This is a genomic window from Microvirga vignae (assembly GCF_001017175.1).
Classification (GTDB): Bacteria; Pseudomonadota; Alphaproteobacteria; order Rhizobiales; family Beijerinckiaceae; genus Microvirga; species Microvirga vignae.
In genome coordinates this window covers 73,468-92,852 of record NZ_LCYG01000053.1, presented here as the reverse complement: position 1 = coordinate 92,852, position 19,385 = coordinate 73,468, and the positions used below count along the sequence as shown (strand labels likewise).

15 protein-coding genes are annotated in these 19,385 nt (G+C 63.7%); 7 read left to right on the top strand and 8 right to left on the bottom strand.

Going from position 1 to position 19,385, the window contains the following annotated elements:
• The first annotated feature begins 44 nt into the window (after nucleotides 1-44).
• Both purD and AA309_RS19560 read left to right on the top strand, forming a co-directional pair.
• Nucleotides 45-1,322 carry a phosphoribosylamine--glycine ligase gene (purD, locus tag AA309_RS19565; RefSeq protein WP_047190689.1) on the top strand — a complete coding sequence of 426 codons (1,278 nt, stop codon included), beginning with the start codon at nucleotides 45-47 and terminating at the stop codon, nucleotides 1,320-1,322.
• A gap of 64 nt (nucleotides 1,323-1,386) precedes the next feature.
• A complete protein-coding gene (locus AA309_RS19560; protein WP_047190688.1) occupies nucleotides 1,387-2,295 on the top strand; it encodes an alpha/beta fold hydrolase in 909 nt (302 codons plus the stop codon).
• A gap of 108 nt (nucleotides 2,296-2,403) precedes the next feature.
• Here the strand turns inward: AA309_RS19560 and AA309_RS19555 are convergent, their stop codons facing one another.
• Nucleotides 2,404-2,832 carry a nucleoside deaminase gene (locus tag AA309_RS19555; RefSeq protein ID WP_047190719.1) on the bottom strand — a complete coding sequence of 143 codons (429 nt, stop codon included), beginning with the start codon at nucleotides 2,830-2,832 and terminating at the stop codon, nucleotides 2,404-2,406.
• A gap of 67 nt (nucleotides 2,833-2,899) precedes the next feature.
• On the opposite strand from AA309_RS19555, the gene AA309_RS19550 reads away from it, so the two are divergent.
• From AA309_RS19550 to AA309_RS19540, 3 genes are all read left to right on the top strand, one after another.
• A complete protein-coding gene (locus AA309_RS19550; RefSeq protein ID WP_052954861.1) occupies nucleotides 2,900-4,888 on the top strand; it encodes a pseudouridine synthase in 1,989 nt (662 codons plus the stop codon).
• Between the two features lie 13 nt (nucleotides 4,889-4,901).
• Nucleotides 4,902-5,459, top strand: a complete 558-nt coding sequence (gene rsmD / locus AA309_RS19545; protein WP_047190687.1) for a 16S rRNA (guanine(966)-N(2))-methyltransferase RsmD — start codon at nucleotides 4,902-4,904, stop codon at nucleotides 5,457-5,459.
• Between the two features lie 88 nt (nucleotides 5,460-5,547).
• Nucleotides 5,548-6,588 carry a zinc-dependent alcohol dehydrogenase family protein gene (locus AA309_RS19540; protein WP_047190686.1) on the top strand — a complete coding sequence of 347 codons (1,041 nt, stop codon included), beginning with the start codon at nucleotides 5,548-5,550 and terminating at the stop codon, nucleotides 6,586-6,588.
• Nucleotides 6,589-6,757: 169 nt separating this feature from the next.
• On the opposite strand, the gene AA309_RS19535 is transcribed toward AA309_RS19540, so the two are convergent.
• Complete coding sequence (locus tag AA309_RS19535; RefSeq protein ID WP_047190685.1) at nucleotides 6,758-9,262, bottom strand: glucose/quinate/shikimate family membrane-bound PQQ-dependent dehydrogenase; 2,505 nt, start codon at nucleotides 9,260-9,262, stop codon at nucleotides 6,758-6,760.
• 178 nt (nucleotides 9,263-9,440) lie between these two features.
• On the opposite strand from AA309_RS19535, the gene mgrA reads away from it, so the two are divergent.
• Together mgrA and AA309_RS37795 are read left to right on the top strand one after the other, a co-directional pair.
• Nucleotides 9,441-10,490: an L-glyceraldehyde 3-phosphate reductase gene (mgrA, locus tag AA309_RS19530; protein ID WP_047190717.1), complete on the top strand. Its 1,050-nt coding sequence runs from the start codon at nucleotides 9,441-9,443 to the stop codon at nucleotides 10,488-10,490.
• 156 nt (nucleotides 10,491-10,646) lie between these two features.
• Nucleotides 10,647-11,045, top strand: a complete 399-nt coding sequence (locus AA309_RS37795; protein ID WP_084731418.1) for a PilZ domain-containing protein — start codon at nucleotides 10,647-10,649, stop codon at nucleotides 11,043-11,045.
• A gap of 566 nt (nucleotides 11,046-11,611) precedes the next feature.
• On the opposite strand, the gene mutL is transcribed toward AA309_RS37795, so the two are convergent.
• The 6 genes from mutL to lspA form a co-directional block, all read right to left on the bottom strand.
• A complete protein-coding gene (mutL, locus tag AA309_RS19525; RefSeq protein ID WP_047190716.1) occupies nucleotides 11,612-13,462 on the bottom strand; it encodes a DNA mismatch repair endonuclease MutL in 1,851 nt (616 codons plus the stop codon).
• 210 nt (nucleotides 13,463-13,672) lie between these two features.
• A complete protein-coding gene (locus tag AA309_RS19520) occupies nucleotides 13,673-14,989 on the bottom strand; it encodes a glucose-6-phosphate isomerase (protein WP_047190684.1) in 1,317 nt (438 codons plus the stop codon).
• A gap of 247 nt (nucleotides 14,990-15,236) precedes the next feature.
• Nucleotides 15,237-16,514: a M16 family metallopeptidase gene (locus AA309_RS19515; protein WP_047190683.1), complete on the bottom strand. Its 1,278-nt coding sequence runs from the start codon at nucleotides 16,512-16,514 to the stop codon at nucleotides 15,237-15,239.
• A gap of 26 nt (nucleotides 16,515-16,540) precedes the next feature.
• Entirely contained in the window at nucleotides 16,541-17,872 is a 1,332-nt protein-coding gene (locus AA309_RS19510; RefSeq protein ID WP_047190682.1) for a M16 family metallopeptidase, read from the bottom strand.
• A gap of 217 nt (nucleotides 17,873-18,089) precedes the next feature.
• The gene (locus AA309_RS32255; RefSeq protein WP_052954860.1) at nucleotides 18,090-18,728 is read right to left on the bottom strand and encodes a hypothetical protein; all 639 of its coding nucleotides are present in this window, start codon (nucleotides 18,726-18,728) and stop codon (nucleotides 18,090-18,092) included.
• A gap of 88 nt (nucleotides 18,729-18,816) precedes the next feature.
• The gene (lspA, locus tag AA309_RS19500) at nucleotides 18,817-19,293 is read right to left on the bottom strand and encodes a signal peptidase II (protein ID WP_047190714.1); all 477 of its coding nucleotides are present in this window, start codon (nucleotides 19,291-19,293) and stop codon (nucleotides 18,817-18,819) included.
• Nucleotides 19,294-19,385 lie beyond the last annotated feature (92 nt).

The window sequence follows — 19,385 nt, the reverse complement described above, 5'->3', positions numbered from 1 at the left end:
TCAGCCGCTAAGAGCCCAAGCGTCTCCACGAAGGGCTTGAAGGCATGAACATTCTTCTCATCGGTTCCGGCGGTCGCGAGCATGCCTTGGCGCGCTCCCTGTCAGTCAGCCCCCATTGCAGCAAGCTCTTCATCGCCCCGGGAAATCCGGGCACGGCGCAACATGGCACCAATGTTTCGCTGGACGTGACCGACCATCAGGCAGTGATCGAATTCTGCCGGGTGATGGCCATCGGCTTCGTCGTGGTGGGTCCTGAGGCGCCCCTGGTGGCGGGACTCGTGGATGACCTGACGGCTGCTGGAATCAAGACTTTCGGCCCAAGCAGGGCCGCCGCCCAGCTCGAGGGATCGAAGGCCTTCACCAAGGATCTCTGCGCCGAGTTCAACATTCCCACCGCCGCCTACCGGCGCTTCACGGATGCCGAGGCTGCCAAGACCTATGTGCGCAACTACGGCGTACCCATCGTCGTGAAGGCGGATGGACTTGCCGCCGGCAAGGGCGTGGTGGTCGCCATGTCCTTCGAGGATGCGGAAAACGCCATCGACATGATGATCGGCGGCGGGCTTGGGGCTGCTGGAGCCGAGGTGGTGATCGAGGCCTTTCTCGACGGCGAGGAGGCGAGCTTCTTCGCACTCTGCGACGGAACGACGGCCATCCCCTTCGGCACCGCGCAGGACCACAAGCGCGTCTTCGATGGCGACGAGGGCCCGAACACCGGCGGCATGGGCGCCTATTCGCCCGCGGCCATTCTCAACCCCGAATTGCAGGCCCGCGTGATTGCTGAGATCATCGAGCCGACGCTCAAGGGCATGGCATCACGCGGAACGCCCTACAAGGGCATTCTCTATGCCGGCCTCATGCTCACGAAGGATGGGCCGCAGCTGATCGAGTACAACGCGCGTCTCGGTGATCCCGAGACCCAGGTGCTTCTGCCGCGCCTCAACTCCGATCTCGTCGAGGCGTTTCTCGCGGCATGCGACGGCAAGCTGAACACCGTTTCCCTGACATGGTCCGACAAGGCTGCGCTCACGGTCGTGATGGCGGCAAAAGGGTATCCGGGCTCCGTGGAGAAAGGCTCCGAAATTCGTGGGCTAGACAAGGCCGAAATGCTTGATGACGTTATCGTCTTTCACGCCGGTACCAAGCAGGACGGGGACAGGATCGTCGCCAATGGCGGACGCGTGCTGAACGTGACCGCTCTCGGGAAAACGATCACCGACGCGCAGGCGAAGGCCTACGAGGCCGTCTCCAAGATCGACTGGCCTTCAGGATTCTGCCGCCGCGATATCGGCTGGCGCGCCGTGGAGCGCGAGCGGGGCTGACAATCGGCCCATCTCCCCTAGCTTCGTGAAGGCCTCGTCCCTGCAACCAGCAAGCGGCCTTTCCATGAGCAACGACCTCTTCCCTGGATTCGAGAGCCACTGGATCGACACGGATATCGGGCGCATCTTCGCCCGCTCGAAGGGCGACGGCCCGCCACTGGTGCTGCTGCACGGCTTTCCGCAAACGCATGTCATGTGGCATCACCTCGCGCCGGCGCTCGCCGAGACGCACAAGGTGGTCTGCATGGATCTGCGCGGCTATGGCTGGTCCGTGGCTCCGAAGGGTGATGCGAAGCACGAGACCTATTCGAAGCGCGCCATGGGCCAGGATGTCATCCAGGTCATGGAAGCCTTAGGATCCGTGCGCTTCGCTGTTGCGGGCCATGATCGCGGCGCGCGCGTCGGTTACCGCCTGGCGCTCGATCATCCCGGTCGCGTGGAGCGCTTGGCTCTCCTCGACATCCTGCCGACCTATCACGTGTGGGAGCAGATGAAGGCGGGCAAGATTCCCGAAGCGCATTGGGGCTATCTCTCGCAAGCCTATCCGAAGCCGGAAGAGGAAATCGCGCGCGATCCAATTCCCTATTTCGAAGGGCTGATGAAGGCCTGGTCGGCAGCAGGCGATCTCGATGCGTTCGATCCGCGCGCCATCGAATCCTATTGGCAGAGTTGCAACGAACCCACGCGCATCCATGCCTTCTGCGAGGACTACAGAGCCGGTGCGACGCGCGACATCGAGGCTGACGAAGCGGATCTCGCGGCGGGCAAAAAGATCCAGTGTCCGACCTATCTGATCTGGAGCGACTTCTATCTCGTCAGCGGCTCCGTCGGCCACGCCCAACATCCGCTGGAGATCTGGCAAAAGAGCTTCGCACCGAACGCACACGGCATCGGCGTGACCTCAGGGCATTTCGTGGCAGAGGAAAACCCAAGCGCGACGTTGGAGGCGCTGCAGGATTTTCTGCAACCCTGAACTTCCACTGTCATCACCGACCTTGTGCCGGTGATCCCGACTGCGAAAGCGCAACGCCCTTCCAGGCCGAGATAGCCGGGACAAGCCCGGCTATGACAAGGAAAAACTCTACCGCCTCCCCTCGAAGAACTCCTTCAGCAACGTCGCCGCCTCGCTCTCACGGATTCCGCCATAGACTTCCGGCGCGTGATGGCAGGTGGGCTGATCGAAGAAGTGCACGCCGTTGTCCACGGCCCCGCCCTTCGGATCGTGGGCCGCGTAATAGATCCGCCTGATGCGGGCGAACGAGATCGCGCCCGCGCACATGGTGCAGGGTTCGAGGGTGACATAAAGATCGCAGCCGGAAAGCCGCTCGTCGTCCAGCGCCTCGCAGGCAAGGCGGATGGCCAGCATTTCCGCATGGGCGGAGGGATCCCGCAGCTCCCGGGGGCGGTTGCCCGCGCTTGCGACGACGCGGCCGTCCTTGACGATGGCAGCCCCCACCGGCACCTCGCCGCGCGCGGCGGCGGCGCGGGCCTCTGCGAAAGCCACGCTCATCGGATCTCCCTTGGACTCTCCCTTGGGGTCTTCCTTGGGATCGGGAGGGTTGTGATCGGCGTTGTTCATGTCGCTCGCTTCTGTTCCCTTCCTCTGCTATCAGGCTCCTATGACCGACAGCAACGACGATAATCGCAAGGGCCGTTCCTCGGGACGTTCCGACCGTGGCCACACCTCCGGTGACCGGCCTTTCCGCAAATCCCGCGAGGGCGGCGAACGCCCCTTCCGCGCCCGGGGTGAGGACGATCGTCCTCGCAAGCCCCGCACGGGCGGCGACAAGCCCTTCCGCAGCCGCGACAACGACGAGCGCCCCCGCCGTCCCAGGCCTGAAGGCGACAAGCCCTTCCGTGGCCGCCGTGAGGACGGGGACCGCCCCTTCCGTGGCCGCAGTGGCGATGATCGCCCGCGCCGCTTCGACCGTTCGGCGGAGGATCGCCCTCGCCGCCCGCGTCAGGAGCGCCCAGAGGTCCAAGGCGAGGCTTCCCCGGAGCCTGCCGAGGAGCGCATCGCCAAGGTGATCGCCCGTGCAGGCGTCGCCTCCCGCCGCGACGTGGAGGCCATGATCGCGGAAGGCCGCGTGACTCTCAACGGCAAGGTTCTGGAGAGCCCCGCCGTCAACGTGACGGCTGCCGACACGATCACGGTGGACGGGGAGCCCCTGCCCACCAAGGAGCGCACGCGCCTGTGGCTCTACCACAAGCCGCGCGGCCTCGTGACCACGGCCCGCGATCCGGAAGGCCGGCCGACCGTCTTCGAGAACCTGCCCGAGGATCTGCCCCGCGTGGTGGCGGTAGGCCGTCTCGATATCAACACCGAGGGTCTGCTGCTGCTCACCAACGATGGCGGCCTCGCCCGCGTCATCGCCCATCCCGACACCGGCTGGCTGCGCCGCTACAAGGTGCGCGCTCACGGCGACATCACGCAGGCCGATCTCGATCAGCTCCGCGACGGCATCACCATCGACGGCATCGAATACGGTCCCATCGAAGCACGGCTCGACCGGGTGCAGGGCGACAATGTGTGGATCACGATGGGCCTGCGCGAAGGCAAGAACCGCGAGATCAAGCGCATCCTCGAACATCTCGGCCTGCAGGTGAACCGCCTGATCCGCATGTCCTTCGGTCCGTTCCAGCTCGGCGATCTCGAGCAGGGCCTGGTCGAGGAAGTGAAGACGAAGGTTCTGAAGGATCAGCTCGGTGCGGCGCTTGCCACTGAGGCCGGCGTCGATTTCGAAAGCCCCGTGCGCGAGCCCATCGCGCCTTTCGGCTCGTCGATGAAAGAACGTCATGGTCGCGAAGAGCGTGAGGAGCGCCCTGCCCGCTTCGGGCGTGGCGGCGACGAACGCCCGCGCCGCTGGGGTGATGACGAGAAGCCTTTCCGGGCACGCGGCAAGGATCGTTACGAGCGTGAGGAGGAAGAGACCAAAAAGCGTCCCTCGCGCCTGGAGGCAAAGAAGAGTGTCTGGCGCGCCGGAGAGACTGACGAGGATGCTCCGAGCAAGAAGGCTCCGCGCCGTGGCGCCGATCCGCGCGAGGCGCGCGCCGCCAGTGCGGAACGCCCGCGCGAGCGCGTCGGCGCGATTGCATCCTCTGAGGGGCGCAAGATCGTGGTGGAACGCCTCGTGCGTCAGCCTCAAGCAGAAGAGGCTCCCGCACCGCGCAGGGGTCGTGGCGCGACCCGCGGCGAGGATCGCCCGCGCCGTCGTGACGATCGCGATGTGGCCCCTGCTCGCCGTGATCGTGAAGCCGGTGCAGGCCGCACCCGCCGCGATGAAGGCGAACGCCCTCGCCGTGGTGGAGGCGACCGCCCGTTCCGCTCGCGTGAAGGCGGCGAGGATCGACCTCGCAAGCCGCAGGGTGATCGCCCCTTCCGCGCTCGCGGTGAGGGAGGCGACGAGCGTCCGCGCCGTGGCCCTCCACGGGGCGAAGGACCTTCGCGTGGCGGCCCCCGCGGCAGTGGCGGTGGCTTCAAGGGTGGACCGCGAGGCGCATCCAAGGGCGGCTTCAAAGGCGGCTCGAAGGGTGGTTCGAAAGGCGGCCCGCGCGGTCGCCGCTAATGAGGATTGAGTGATGAGAATTGTGGGCGGGCGCTGGCGCGGCCGCTCGCTCAAGGGGCCGAGTTCGGACGCCATCCGCCCGACCTCGGACCGCCTGCGCGAGACGATCTTCAACATTCTGCAGCACGGCTACGATGACCCCATCGAGGGCGCGCGCGTGCTCGACCTGTTCGCGGGCACCGGCGCCATGGGCTTTGAGGCGCTCTCGCGCGGTGCATCCTTCGCGCTCTTCGTGGACGACGGCGCACAGGCGCGCGGCATCATTCGGGAGAATGTGGAAGCGCTCGGCGCGGGCGGCGCAACCCGCCTCTTCCGCCGCGACGCCACGCGCATGGGCGATGCCGCACCCAATGCGCCCTTCTCCGTGGTGTTCTGCGATCCGCCCTACGGCAAGGACCTTGCACCGAAAGCGCTGCGCTCCTGCGCAGACGGAGATTGGCTCACGCCCGATGCGCTCGTCATCGTGGAAGAAGCGCAGGGCGTCGACGTCACGCTGCCCGCAGGTTTCGAGGAGATCGAGCGACGGGATTATGGCGAGACGAAGGTGGTGTTCGCGCGCTATCGCGCCTGATGCCGCTTCATCTTCTCCGGTTGATTGCCCCAACCTAGCCTTCCCGCTATATCGCCCTTTCACGTTCCTCACGCATGAAAGGCCCACCATGAAAGCCGTTCTCTTCGAGCAATTCGGTCAGCCGCCCCGCGTGCAGAACTTGCCTGATCCGACACCTTCGGACGAAGGCGTCGTGATCAAGGTGGAGGCTACGGGGTTGTGCCGGAGCGATTGGCACGGATGGATGGGGCATGATCCGGATGTGGTGCTGCCGCATGTGCCGGGGCATGAACTGGCGGGCACGGTTCTCGCCACCGGGGGCCAAGTGACGCGCTGGAAGAAGGGTGATCGCGTCACGGTGCCGTTCGTCGGCGGATGCGGTCGTTGCTTCGAGTGCAATTCCGGCAACCATCAGGTCTGCGAGCACCAGTTCCAGCCGGGCTTCACGGCCTGGGGCTCCTTCGCGGAATACGTGGCGGTGGATTACGCCGACACGAACCTCGTGGCGCTGCCCGAGGGCCTCGATTTCGAAACGGCTGCAAGCCTCGGCTGCCGCTTTGTCACATCCTTCCGCGCCATCGTCGACCAGGGGCGCGTGGGACCGGGAGACTGGGTGGCGGTGCATGGCTGCGGCGGCGTCGGATTGTCAGCCATCATGATCGCCTCTGCCATGGGCGCGAACGTGGTCGCCATCGATCTCACGCAGGAAAAGCTCGACTTCGCAAAGCAGATGGGGGCGGTCGCGACGATCAACGCCCGCGAGGTCGCCCATGTGGTCGAGGCGGTGCGCGATGTCACGAGGGGCGGCGTGCATGTCTCCATCGATGCGCTGGGTCATCCGACAACCTGCTTCGACTCGATTGCGAATTTGCGCCGACGCGGGCGTCATGTGCAGGTCGGCCTCATGCTGGGCGATCATGCACGTCCGCAGATTCCCATGGACCGCGTGATCGGTTGGGAGCTCGAGATTCTCGGCAGCCACGGCATGCAGGCTTTCCGCTACGAGGCCATGATGAACATGATCGAGACGGGCAAGCTCGCACCCGAGAGGCTCGTCGGCAAAAGGATCAGCCTCGAGGAAGCGCCTGCCGCTCTCATGAACATGGACAGGTTCGAAGGGCTCGGCATCAGCGTGATTACGCGGTTCTGATCGCGTAGAGCCTCGGACGAGAAAAGTGGATTTGCGCTTTTCGGATCCATCCGGTGCTCCCTCCTTTAATGAGTGCATCGTTGGGGGCGGAAAACCGGATCCACTTTTCACTGCCGTGGCCCTTCGGGTCGCTGACGCGGCCCTTCGGGTCCGCACGATGCGCTAAGCGCTATTTCGGCAGCGCATAAGCGATCACGTAGTCGCCTGCCTTCGTGCCGAGCGAGCCATGACCTCCGGCAACGACGAGCAGATACTGACGCCCGTCCTCACCGGTGTAGGTCATGGGCGTCGCCTGACCGCCTGCGGGCAGGCGGTCTTCCCACAATTGCTTGCCGTTCGTGACGTCATAGGCGCGCACGTAATAGTCGATGGTGCCTGAGAGAAACGCCACGCCGCCTGCGGTCATGATCGGGCCGCCGAGATTGGGCACGCCGAGCGGAAGCGGCAGCGGAACGGGCGAAGCGTCGCGCGTCGTGCCGTTCTTGTGCTTCCATATGTTGTTGCCATTCGTCAGATCGGCTGCAGCCACATAGCCCCAGGGCGGCGCCTGGCACGGAATGCCGAGCGGCGATGTGAAGGCGTAGAGTTTCACCGCGAAGGGCGCGCCGAAATTCTCGTTGAGCGCCGGCAGGCTGCCCTCCGGCCGCTCCTCATCCTGCACATACAGGGTCCTGTCGTCCTGTCGCGGAACGAGTTGCGCCACGAAGGCGAGATAGGTGGGCGTCGTGAACGCGATCTGGCGCTGCGGATCGACAGCAATGCCGCCCCAGTTGAACACGCCGAAATTGCCGGGATAGATCAATGACCCTTGCAGCGATGGCGGCGTATAGCGGCCTTCGTAACGCAATCGCTTGAAAGCGATGCGGCAGGCGAGCTGGTCGAACAAAGTCGCGCCCCACATGTCGCTCTCCTTCAGCGACGGCGGATCGTAGGACAAAGCCGAGACAGGCTGCGTCGGCGCTGTTCTGTCGCCCTGCACCGCGCCTTGAGGTGCTGGTTTTTCCGTCACGGGCAAGGCAGGCTGGCCGGTGCGCCGGTCCAGCACATAGAGCTCGCCCTGTTTCGTCGGTTGCACGAGCGCGGGAACATTCTGCCCGCCGATGATCAGATTGATCAGGCTCGGCTGCGAGGGAACATCGTAATCCCACAGATCGTGGTGCACGGTCTGAAAGACCCAGCGCAGCTGCCCTGTCGCGATATCGAGCGCGACCACGGAGGACGAGAAGCGATCCACATTGGCGCTGCGGTTGCCGCCCCATTGATCGGGCGGCTGGTTGCCGAGCGGCACATAGATCATGCCGAGTTCCTCATCGACGCTGGAAATGGACCAGCTGTTCGGTGAGTTCGGCACATAGGTCCCGTTCGGCGCAATCGGCGTGGTGACATCGGGCCTTCCGGAATCCCAGTTCCACACGAGATTGCCCGTGTTGACGTCGAAGGCGCGAATGACGCCGGACTGCTCGTTGGTCGACACGTTGTCGAGAACCGTACCTCCAACGATGATGAGTCCTCGCGCCACCACGGGCGGCGAAGTCGAATAATAGGCACCGGGCTTCACATTCGGCATGTTGCGCCAGAGATTGATCTGTCCCGTGCCGCCACCGAAATTTGCGCAGACGGCACCGTTCTCAGGATGGATCGCGATCAACCGCCCGTCGGCTGTAGGCATGAACAGCTTCGCCGTGCAATCCTGCGCGACTTGAGTGCTCGACGTTGCCGCCACCGGCAGATCGGGAGCAGGCTGGGATTGGGGCTGAGCCTGCGCCACTTGCGGAGCGACCGGCGCAGCTGGTGCGGCGGCGGTGACGCCGGGGCCGGGATAGTAGGACACGCCGCGACAGGTGAGATGCTGGAGCGCGAGCTCGCCGCGCACCTGGGGTTCATACCGCCAGATCTGCTGACCGGTCGTGGCATCGAGCGCGATGACGTCCTGATGCGGCGTGCACAGGAAGAGCCTGTTGCGGATCTTCAATGGCGTGACCTGGAACGTGGTCTCTTCAGGATCGCCAGGCTGGCCGCGCATGTCACCCGTGCGATAGGTCCAGGCAACCTGCAGGTTACCGACATTTGCCGACGTGATCTGATTCAGCGGCGAATAGCGCTGGCCGGAAGCAGTGCGGCCATAGGCGTGCCATTCATCAGGCGGAACGCCAAGCGTATCGGGCGGAACCTGTGCACGTGCCTCGGGCGCGGTGCCTTCGATCGTGCGATAGTCCGTGAACCACGAGATGACCGCGACGACGAGCGACAGGCCAAGGATCGCGCTCAGGGGCAAGCCTGCGCCGCGAAAGGCAGAGACGCGCGTGGGGACGTCGCGAGCGGCAGCATGGGCCGGTCCGGCTCTCAGGGCGCGCCTCACCCACGGTGTGAGCAGGAAAAGGCCGATGAGGAAGACGACTCCTCCCCTTGCTCCGAGCGGCCACCAGTCGAGGCCGACCTCCCACAGGGACCAGATCAGCGTGCCGGCGACAACGAGAGCAAAGACCCACAAGGCAGCAGGCCTTGCGGTCACCAGGAGATAGGCTGTCAGAAGAAACCCAAGACCGGCGAGGAGATAGTACCAGGAGCCTCCAAGAAGGATCAGCCAGATACCGCCGCCGCCCAATGCCAAACCCATCAGGGCGATGAGAATGCCTGTTCCGAGAAGAACAGGGCTCCACGTCATCTTGTCCATGAGGGTCCTCCGACAAGCTTATCGGGCAACCCGGTAACGCCGGCTCATAGGAATTGTTCACCGCAGCAGAAGAGGCTCTGCGAAAGCGCTGCTCGCTGTGGACCTGGATTCCAGCAGCTCTCGACACAGCTATGCTCTCTGTGCCAGCCTGCCGCGCGAAGAATTCCTGGAGGAAGCCATGGCCTATCAGCCCGCCGCCACTCGCTATGACGAGATGATCTACAATCGCTGCGGGCGGAGTGGCTTGAAGCTGCCGGCGGTCTCGCTGGGGCTTTGGCACAATTTCGGTGAGGACAAGTCAGCGGCGACCGCGCGAGAGATCTGCCGCACGGCCTTTGATCTGGGCATCACGCATTTCGACCTCGCCAACAATTACGGCCCGCCGCCCGGCTCGGCGGAGACGCTTTTCGGCGAGATCCTGCGCAGCGAATTTCATGGCTTGCGCGACGAACTCGTGATCTCCACCAAGGCGGGCTATCGCATGTGGCCAGGACCTTACGGCGAATGGGGCAGCCGCAAATATCTGCTCTCCAGCCTCGACCAGAGCCTCAAGCGCATGGGGATCGACTATGTCGATATCTTCTACTCGCACCGTTTCGATCCCGAGACGCCGCTGGAAGAAACCATGATGGCGCTGGATTCCGCCGTGCGTCAGGGCAAAGCGCTCTATGCGGGCCTCTCCTCCTACAACAGGAAGCGCACCCGCGAGGCACTTGCGATTTTGCGCGAGCTCAAGACGCCCTGCATCATCCACCAGCCGAGCTATTCCATGCTCAATCGCTGGATCGAGGAAGATGGGTTGCTCGACACGCTCGATGATCTCGGCATGGGCTCCATCGTGTTCTCGCCGCTGGCGCAGGGCATGCTGTCGACGAAGTATCTCAACGGCATCCCTGAGAGCAGCCGCGCCGCCGCAGGCAAATCGCTGCGGACAAGCTTTCTCACCGAAGACAACATCGCTCGCATCCGCAGCCTCAACGACATCGCGCAAAGGCGCGGGCAGACGCTCGCACAAATGGCGCTCGCCTGGGTGCTGCGCGGCGGACGCGTGACTTCGGCCCTCATCGGTGCGAGCCGCCCTGAGCAGGTGGTCGACTGCGTGGGGGCGCTGAAGAATCTGTCCTTTGCGCCGGAGGAGCTGGCGGAGATCGATCGCTATGCCATGGAAGGCGGCCTCAATCTCTGGGCTTCATCGGCCGAGCGCGAAGGGCCCTCACGCGGGAAATGATCTCACGCGGACCTCCGGTTCCGCATAATGCGCCAGCACTGAATTCCATAGACGCCAACGAGGCTATTTCTGAGTACCTAGCCAGATAGTTTGAGAGACCAACGGAGATCGGATTAACTCGAAGCACGGCATTGTCGCAACGAGTGGATCGAGATCATGGGCTCTCGCGGCCATATTGATGACCGCAGACACGCCAGACGTTTTTGCGCCCGGCATCTTGCAAAGATCGTTCTGGGTCCGGATGCAATGATCTCATGTACGGTCGAGGACATCTCGACCGATGGCGCGAGGATATCACTCAGGCGGGACATTCTCTTGCCTGAGGACTTCGATCTCTTCATCGCAGCTCATGAGCTCCAGGTTCATCACGTCCATCTGTGCTGGCGGCATGGCGACTGTGCCGGCGTGTCCTTCTCTCCCTCCACAAAGCAACCGGAAAACACGTCATCCCTGGTGCACCGCAGCTTTTCGGGAGACGAGTCCGTGAGAGTGTTGGTCGAGGTAGAGCGTGATAGACCCACCCGCACACGAGCACCTTCGAATGTCAGGAAATGATGGATCCGCCGCCTCTTGCGCAGCAGATCGACAGAGCGCCTACTCTTTACCCACGGAATGAACACCAACGAGGCATCATGAGATCACAGCCTCGTTGACGCTGCAGGTCCGTACAATACCATCGAATTGCTGCCGTGGTTTCTCACATGCAGCATACGCCCTGGCCGTGGGACAACATCTCTCGGTCAGGGCGCCCAATCACGAATTGTCATCGCAGCGTCATCTGGATCGTCTAGGTCCCGCCAGTGGGGGCGAACAGGAGATGGGCTGCACGGATGCACTGGAGCTCATCCTCGCTACGATTGTGAGAAAGAGTGAGCGACAGAGGATGCAACGCGAAGAACCAACCTCCTGCCCCAAGTGGTTTCTCATCTTTTTGATGGGAATGGGCCTCGTAGGCACCTTTGCCTGCCAGATCCTGGTCTAGCGCATCGTGCGGAAAAGTGGACCCGGTTTTCCGCGCGAACGATGCGCTCAATAAAGAAAAAAGCATCGAATTGGATCCCAAAAGTGCAAATTCACTCTTGGGTCCGATGCTCTAGCGACAGCGGTTCGTTCCAGATCTCTCACCGACGCCCGAACAAGCGCTCGATATCGCTGAGCTTCAGCTCCACGTAAGTGGGCCGCCCGTGATTGCACTGGCCGGAGAGAGGCGTCGCCTCCATCTCGCGCAGCAGCGCATTCATCTCCTCCGGCCGCATGCGGCGACCGGCGCGGATAGAGCCGTGACAGGACATGCGCGAGAGAACGGCGTCGAGCCGCTCTTCCAGCGGATTGGCGGCTCCCTGCCCCCACTCGGCCAGTGCATCGGCCACGTCCTGCACCAGCGCTTTGATGCGCCCACCTGCCAGAGCAGACGGCACTTCGCGCACGAGCAGCGCGCCATGACCGAAGGATTCGACCACGAGACCAAGGCTCTCCAACATCGAGGCTTCCGCGAGCACGCGATCGGCATCCACCGGATCGAGATCGACCACCTCGGGAATGAGCAGCAACTGGCGCGCGATACCGGATGAGGCGCGCTCGCGCTTCAGCCGCTCATAGACGAGACGCTCATGGGCTGCGTGCTGATCGACAATGACGATGCCGTCCTGCGTCTGCGCAACGATGTAGGTGCCGTGCAGCTGCGCGCGTGCGGCCCCCAGCGGCGCCGCTTCCATTTCAGGTTCGATTTCGGCAAGCGTCGCGCGACTATCGGCAGACGGCACAGCGAGATCCAGCAAGGTGGCCTGCGCCTCCGCCAAACCGGGCGCAGGTGCGTAAGCCTGCGGAGCGGGGTCAAGCGGGGCCTGCCAATTGGCGAAGCCGCTCGACGGACGGATAAGGGACGGACGATGCGCGTAAGCGGGCCGTGAAGGCAGCGCACCTTGAGGGCGCAAGCTTTCCAGTGTGCGCGTGCCTACGGTCGAAGAGGCGCGCGTGCCGAAGCGATTGATCGCTTCCTTGATCGCCGCCACCACGAAGCCGCGCATGAAAGCAGGATCGCGGAAGCGCACTTCGGTTTTCGCCGGATGCACGTTCACGTCCACTGCGTGCGGATCGAGTTCGATCATCATGGCGAGCACCGGATGCCGGTCTGAGGCCATCACATCGGCGTAAGCACCACGCACTGCGCCAAGCAGAAGCTTGTCGCGCACGGGGCGTCCGTTCACCACGAAATGGATCGAGGTGGATGTGCCTCGATGATAGGTCGGCAGGCTCGCGAAGCCCGTGAGCCGAACGCCTTCGCGCTCGACGCCGATCGACATCGCATTCTCGTTGAAGTCGGAGCCAAGCACGCGTGATAGACGGCGCAGAAAGCCATGCTCGCCGGGCTCCTCAGGCGGATAGGTGAAGGACGTGATGTGCTCGCCCGATAACGTGAAACGTACAGTCGGATGCGCGATGGCAAGACGCTTCACGATCTCCGCCACGGCCTGAGCCTCTGAGCGGTCGCTCTTCAGGAACTTCAGGCGCGCGGGTGTAGCCGCGAACAGATCCGTCACCTCGACGCGTGTTCCCTTGGGCGCGGAGGCCGGCCGCACGGGATGCTTCACGCCGGCCTCCACCACGATCATGGAGCCGCTTTCAGCATCCGCCGTGCGGGTGATGATGGAAAGGCGCGCCACGGCGCCAATGGAGGGCAGAGCCTCGCCACGGAAACCCAGCGTGTTGATGGAGAAGAGATCGCCATCCGGCAGCTTGGAGGTGGCGTGGCGCTCGACCGCGAGTTCGAGATCCTCCGGCGTCATGCCCTGCCCGTCGTCGACGATGCGGATCAGGCGGCGACCGCCCGCTTCCACGGTGATCTCAATGGAGTTCGCGCCCGCGTCGACGGCGTTCTCGACAAGCTCCTTCACGGCCGCCGCCGGACGCTCGACAACCTCGCCCGCGGCGATGCGGTCGACGAGAATGGGATCGAGGCGGCGGACGAGCATGAGGCGCTTCTGCACAAGGGCTTCGGAAGAGAGAAGATAGGGATTGGGCGCCGCGGATACCAGCAGCCGCGACGTTATTCCCCTGCCCATTCGCGACAACCGAACTTCGAATGGTCAGCCACGTCTTAGAGCGGCAGAAAACCAAAGACGTGGATCCCCGGGACTGATCCCCGGATCAAGTCCGGGGCCAGGGATGACGGCATGATAAGATTACCCCTGCGCCAGGTACTGCTTGGCGAGGATCTTGCCCTCTTCCACGGCGGGCTGATCGAACGGATCGACGCTCAGCGCATAGCCGGTGAGGACCGTCTCCAGCATGAAATGCATGAGCAGTTCCCCCACAGCGCGTTCGTCGAGCTTCTCGATGTGGATGCGCCGGGTCGGACGGCTGTTCCTGGCCAGGGTATCGGCCGTTGCCCGGCCCTGGGCCGCCACCAGGTCGCCGATGCGCTTGCCGCCGAAGCCCGGCTCGCCCGCACGCTTGGCGAGCTTCTCGTCCATAAGCGGCCCCTGCCCTGCCACGCCCGTGGTCATGACGGTGAAGAGCTTGTCGTTGGGGCCTGCGAGGTAGAGCTGGAGCTGGCTGTGCTGGTCGACCGGGCCGATGGCCGCCACCGGCTGCGTGCCGTTGCCGTCCTTGCCGATGCTCTCGGCCCAGAGCTGTACCCACCAGCGCGTGAAGCGTTCGAGACGATCCGCATAGGCCATGGTGACGGCAATGCCCTTACCGTCTCTGGCCGCCGCTACATTGAGTGCGGCGCCGATAGCCGCAGGAGCGTCCTTGGCGGCACTGCCGCTGCGGAAGGGCTCATAGGCTTCCGCCGCGCCCTGGCGGATGGCGGCAATGTCGAGGCCGAGCACGGCTGCGGGCAGAAGGCCCACATTGGTGAGCACGGAATAGCGCCCGCCGATGCCCGTATGGTGTTCCAGGAAGCGCACGCCCTCGGGCTCCAGGAGATCGCGCAGGGCGTTCCTGCCTCCGTCCTTGCGCGGTTCGGAAAGGCCGAGGAACATGTCCTTCGGCAGGGCCTTCAGGCCAGCCTTGTCGAGGGCGGAGAGCACCGCAATCGTCTGCATCAGGGTCTCGCCCGTGCCGCCGGACTTCGAGATCGACACGAAGCGCGTGGACGAGAGCGGCAGCTTGTGCAGCACATGATCGAAGGTGATCGGGTCGAGATTGTCGAGGAAGTGGACCCGGGGGCTCTCGGTGAAGCGGCCCGCGCCCGGCACGGCATAATCCTTCAATTGGGCCAGGGTCTGCCCGCCCAAGCTCGAGCCGCCGGTGCCGAGGAACACCACGTCCGTCGCATCCCGGCGCAGCCAGGAGGCCGCCTCGCGCACGGCGGCGAGATCGTCGGTCGTGCGCGGCATGTGCAGCAGCGGCAGGCGACCTGACGCATCATCATCGGAAAGCCGCTCCATGGCCTGGCCCACAGCCTTAAGGGCCGCTTCGAACGCCGCCTGCGAAAGACCGCCCTCCCCGATACCGGTTTCCAGAGCGAGATCAATCGATTGCTGCAGGGCCATGCCGATACTCCGACTCGTTCACTAGGGAAGCGAAACTTTAGGGCAGAGATGGGACGGCGGCTAGCGCGTCGTGCGGAAAAGTGGACCCGGTTATTCGCTGGCGCGGCCCTTCGGGTCGCACCGAACGATGCGCTCATGAAAGGGGATCGATGCTCCAGGGGACGGTGAAGGACGCACCCTGCTCCTTTCAGCGTCCATACGAAAAAGGAGCCCGCAGGCTCCCCAATCGTTCGAAACTGGCCCTTTATCACAGCCCCGTCGGCCGCCCTGCGATGACGGTCAGCATCTTGCCACCGCCAAAGATACGTTCCGCGGCCTTTCGGATATCGGCCTGTGTCACGGCGGTGACCAGCGCATTGCGACGGCCGATATAATCGATGCCGAGGCCTTCGAAAGCGATCTGCACCAGAGTATGGGCAATCTTCGTCGAGGTGTCGAAGCCCAGCGCATAGGAGCCGATGAGGTAATCCTTCGCCTTCTGCAGCTCTTGGTCAGAAGGGCCATCTTCCTTAAGGCGCGCCATCTCGCCGGCGATCACGTCCAAGGCTTCGACCACGCGCTCGTTCTTGGTGGCGGTGTAGCCCCAGGTCATGGCGGCCGCGCGGTAGCTCACGAGAGAGGTGCCGACGCTGTAGGCAAGACCGCGCTTCTCACGCACTTCCTGGAACAGGCGCGACGTGAAGGAGCCGCCGCCGAAAATGTGGTTGAGCACATAGGCCGGAATGAAGCCGGGATCGCGCCATGCGATGCCGGGCGTGCCGAAGCGGATCACGGATTGAGGGACCTCGAGATCGACAACGATACGCGAGCCGATCTTCTGCAGGGATGCAGCCTCGATCACAGAGAGCGGCTTCGTCTCGGGCAACGAGCCGAAGACCTTGTCGAGCAGGACCGACAGATTGTCGGAGGAAATGGCACCGACGACGGCGATCTTCACGCGACCGCGCGCAATCATGGCACGGTGCATGGCAACGAGATCGTCGCGCGTGATGGCGGCAACGCTCTCCGGCGTGCCGGAGGTCGGGCGGCCGTAAGGATGACCTGCAAAGCCTTCCTCGAAGAAGCGGCGCGTGGCCATGACGCCTGGATCGTTCTGCTGATAGCGCAGGCCCGCGATGGTCTGCGCACGCACGCGCTCGATGGCATCCTGATCGAAGCGCGGTTCAACGAGCGCGAGACGCAGCAGCTCGAAGGCTTCATCCGCATGCTTCACGAGTGTCTTCAGCGAGCCGCCGATGGCATCGTTGCCGGCGTTGAAGGAGAGCTCGATAGCGCGCGCAGCCAGACGTTCCTGGAAGGCATCGGAATCGTACTCGCCCGCACCTTCATCAAGCAGACGCGCCAGCATCTGCGCGACGCCGGGTTTCTCGGCAGGATCGTGCGCCGATCCGCCCTCAAAAATGAAGGAGACCGCGATCAGCGGCACCACATCGGATTCAACATGCCATGCCTCGACACCGCCCGCGGAGGTCAGCGCCTTCACATTGGTGGGGGACGAAGACAGGGTTTCGACGGAAGCCGTCATCTTTACCTCAAATCTTGTGCAGGCGGTCAAGACGCCGACTTTTGCAGATAACCCGTCACGGAACGGCGGGCGACGAGATAGCGCTCGGCGGCGGAGGCGAGATCCTCCTTGAGCACGGTCTCGATTTCCACCGGCCAGCGGCGTACGTCCTCGATCGTCTCACCGATGGCGAGAGCGGAGCCATAGATGCGCGCAAGTGACGACTGGCTGTCGGTGGAGTAGATCGTCTCGGCCACGAGACGCGTCTTGGCGCGCTCGATGGCGTCGGAATCGAGAGCCTCGGCGGGAATGGTCTTGAGCACTTGGTCCACCGCTTCTTCGAGCGCGGAAAGCGAAACGCCCTCGGCCGGAACCGCATAGACGCAGAAGCGCGTGTCTTCCATCGCAGAGGACATGTACCAAGCACCGGCATTCACCGCGATGCCCCGCTCCATGACGAGCTTGCGATAGAGATAGGACGTCGGGCCGCCGCCGATCACTTCGGCCAGAAGCTCGAGCGCATAGCAATCGCGGTGCGTAGCCGTGCGGCAGGACGGCACGAGATAGAGCCGCTGCATCGTCGGCTGCTCGACCTTCGGATCGGCAACGGTGATGTGGCGTGCAGCCACAGGCTCAGGCTCGCGCGGACGCACACGCACTGGGCGCTTGCCTTGAGGCGTAATGCGGCCATAGGTGTCGTCTGCCAGGCGGCGCACCTCGTCGGCAGTCACATCGCCAGCGACGACCAGGATGCCGTTCTCAGGCGTGTAGAAACGCCTGTAGTAATCGAGCGCATGCTCACGGTTGAGCGTCTCGATCTCGTGCATCCAGCCGATGATCGGAATGCCGTAAGGATGATGTACGAAGAGCGCAGCGGCCATTGCCTCGGAAAGCTGAGCGGAAGGATCGGTCTCCACGCGCATGCGGCGCTCTTCGAGAACGACGTCGCGCTCAGGACCAATCACCGACTCTTCCAGCAGCAGATTGGTCATGCGGTCCGACTCGAACTCCATCATGACCTTCAGGTTCTCGCGCGCCACGCGCTGGAAGTAAGCCGTGTAGTCGAAGGAGGTGAAGGCATTCTCCTGACCGCCGAGGCCGGAAACCACTTTCGAGAATTCGCCCGCCGGATGTTTCTCGGTACCCTTGAACATCAGGTGTTCGAGGAAGTGCGCAATGCCCGATTGGCTGATCGGATCGTCAGCCGAACCGTTGCGATACCACACCATGTGCGTGACGACGGGAGCGCGATGATCGGGGATCACCACGACATCGAGACCGTTGTCGAGAGTGAAGGAAGAGAGATTGGGGCCGCTGCCTTCCGTGCGCCCGAAGGACGAGGCATCGGCTCTGAGGATGGGCTTGGAGGCAGTCTTCATATCGGTTCAACCTTAAAGGCAGCAAATCGTTTCGTAGGGTAATCCCTACGGGAATAGTCCAATCGGGGAAGCAAGCAAGCGAGGCAGGATGCCTTCAAGGTGCGACATGGTTAGCGCCAGAGGGCTTCAACAGGCTTGGCTTTGCAAGGCCCCTAGAACGTCTTCAGGCGAAGCGGGGGTGCCCGTTCGCCTGAAGAAAGAAGGAAATGGCAATAACTTATTGCCGTCTACGCCGCTCCTGCTCGATGAACGCCGTCGGGCTGTCGGGATCGCCCGTCGGGATCGGATCGGCGGAGGCCTTGAGAGGCGCACCGCTGGCAGCCTTCAGGAGATTCTGCGGAGGATCGCTCAAGTAGCGACGCTCCAAGCCGTCGCCCTGGAGCTCGGCCTTTTTCTCCTGCGAGAAAGCACGCAGCTCGTCCGGCGTCATGCGGCTGTTTTCAGCCTGTCCGCCAACCAGGGGCGGCGGGCTGGTGACGCGGTTATTCGGGTTGCGGCCCGCGCGGATCTCGTCGATGGAGAGCGGCTTGTCGCTGTTGTGTTTGTAGAGCTCGGTGCTCGTGTAAGGCATCTTGGCCTCGTTGGCGGCCTTGCGGCGGGCTGCCACGTCGGGGTCCTTGGGCCAGCTGGCATTCGCCTCAGCGCCGTTGCGGGGGACCGGGGCCGGCAGATCCATCTTCGGCGGCAGCACGAGAGGCGCGCGCTCATTATAGATGATCGGCTCTTTTTCCTTCGGGATGATGCCGATGCTGCCCAGGAGGCTCTTCACAGCCTCGCCTTCCTCCGCCGAGGCCGAGGATGCCGCGACCGCGAGTGCCAAAGCGCCCGCAAGGCCAAAGACTTTCATTCCCTTCATGGCACACCCACCATTGTTTCCTTTTATGCCTGGAACGCCTGATCGCTCTTTAGGGCGAACATAAGGCAGCTTGTCAGACGCTTTAGGGCTATCGCCCCCGCCTCGGTTCCAGGATGAAGGAGTCATAAAGCAAACCGATCACCCCGGCAACGATGGCCGCATCCGCCACGTTGAACACGTACCAGGACCAGTTGCCGATCTGGAATTGGATGAAATCGAACACGGCACCATAGGCCAGCCGGTCGATCACGTTTCCGATAGCCCCACCCACGATAAGTCCGAGGGAAACGGCCAAGAGCCTGGCCTTGGTGCGGCGAATCCAGAAGGAAAGACCGATGGAGGCGAGAATCGAGACGACGATCAGGACCCAGCGGCCCATGCCACCGTCCTGCTGAAAGAGGCCGTAGGAGATGCCGCGGTTCCAGACCACGATCAGGTTGATGAAGGGCGCGAATTCCACCGGCTCCTTCAGGGGCAGATCGTAGACGAACAGGGTGTAGAGCTTGGTTGCCTGATCGAGGACCAGGGTGATCATCGCTGCCGAGAACCCGAGGATCGCGGCCATCGAGAGCCCGGCCTGAACGGCACGGCCCTTAGCCCTGCTCTTGGGCGAGCGGGGCTTGGCCGCAGCACGGGGGCGCTGCGGGGCGGCCTCGG

Coding starts and splice junctions, on each gene's coding strand:
- AA309_RS19550 (WP_052954861.1), top strand. CDS start 2,900: ATGTCGCTCGCTTCTGTTCCCTTCCTCTGCTATCAGGCTCCTATGACC.
- AA309_RS19535 (WP_047190685.1), bottom strand. CDS start 9,262: ATGGACAAGATGACGTGGAGCCCTGTTCTTCTCGGAACAGGCATTCTC.
- AA309_RS37795 (WP_084731418.1), top strand. CDS start 10,647: ATGGGCTCTCGCGGCCATATTGATGACCGCAGACACGCCAGACGTTTT.
- mutL (WP_047190716.1), bottom strand. CDS start 13,462: ATGCTCGTCCGCCGCCTCGATCCCATTCTCGTCGACCGCATCGCCGCG.
- AA309_RS32255 (WP_052954860.1), bottom strand. CDS start 18,728: ATGAAGGGAATGAAAGTCTTTGGCCTTGCGGGCGCTTTGGCACTCGCG.
- AA309_RS19540 (WP_047190686.1), top strand. CDS start 5,548: ATGAAAGCCGTTCTCTTCGAGCAATTCGGTCAGCCGCCCCGCGTGCAG.
- AA309_RS19510 (WP_047190682.1), bottom strand. CDS start 17,872: ATGAAGACTGCCTCCAAGCCCATCCTCAGAGCCGATGCCTCGTCCTTC.
- AA309_RS19520 (WP_047190684.1), bottom strand. CDS start 14,989: ATGGCCCTGCAGCAATCGATTGATCTCGCTCTGGAAACCGGTATCGGG.
- rsmD (WP_047190687.1), top strand. CDS start 4,902: ATGAGAATTGTGGGCGGGCGCTGGCGCGGCCGCTCGCTCAAGGGGCCG.
- lspA (WP_047190714.1), bottom strand. CDS start 19,293: ATGGCCGCGATCCTCGGGTTCTCGGCAGCGATGATCACCCTGGTCCTC.
- AA309_RS19515 (WP_047190683.1), bottom strand. CDS start 16,514: ATGACGGCTTCCGTCGAAACCCTGTCTTCGTCCCCCACCAATGTGAAG.
- AA309_RS19555 (WP_047190719.1), bottom strand. CDS start 2,832: ATGAGCGTGGCTTTCGCAGAGGCCCGCGCCGCCGCCGCGCGCGGCGAG.
- purD (WP_047190689.1), top strand. CDS start 45: ATGAACATTCTTCTCATCGGTTCCGGCGGTCGCGAGCATGCCTTGGCG.
- mgrA (WP_047190717.1), top strand. CDS start 9,441: ATGGCCTATCAGCCCGCCGCCACTCGCTATGACGAGATGATCTACAAT.
- AA309_RS19560 (WP_047190688.1), top strand. CDS start 1,387: ATGAGCAACGACCTCTTCCCTGGATTCGAGAGCCACTGGATCGACACG.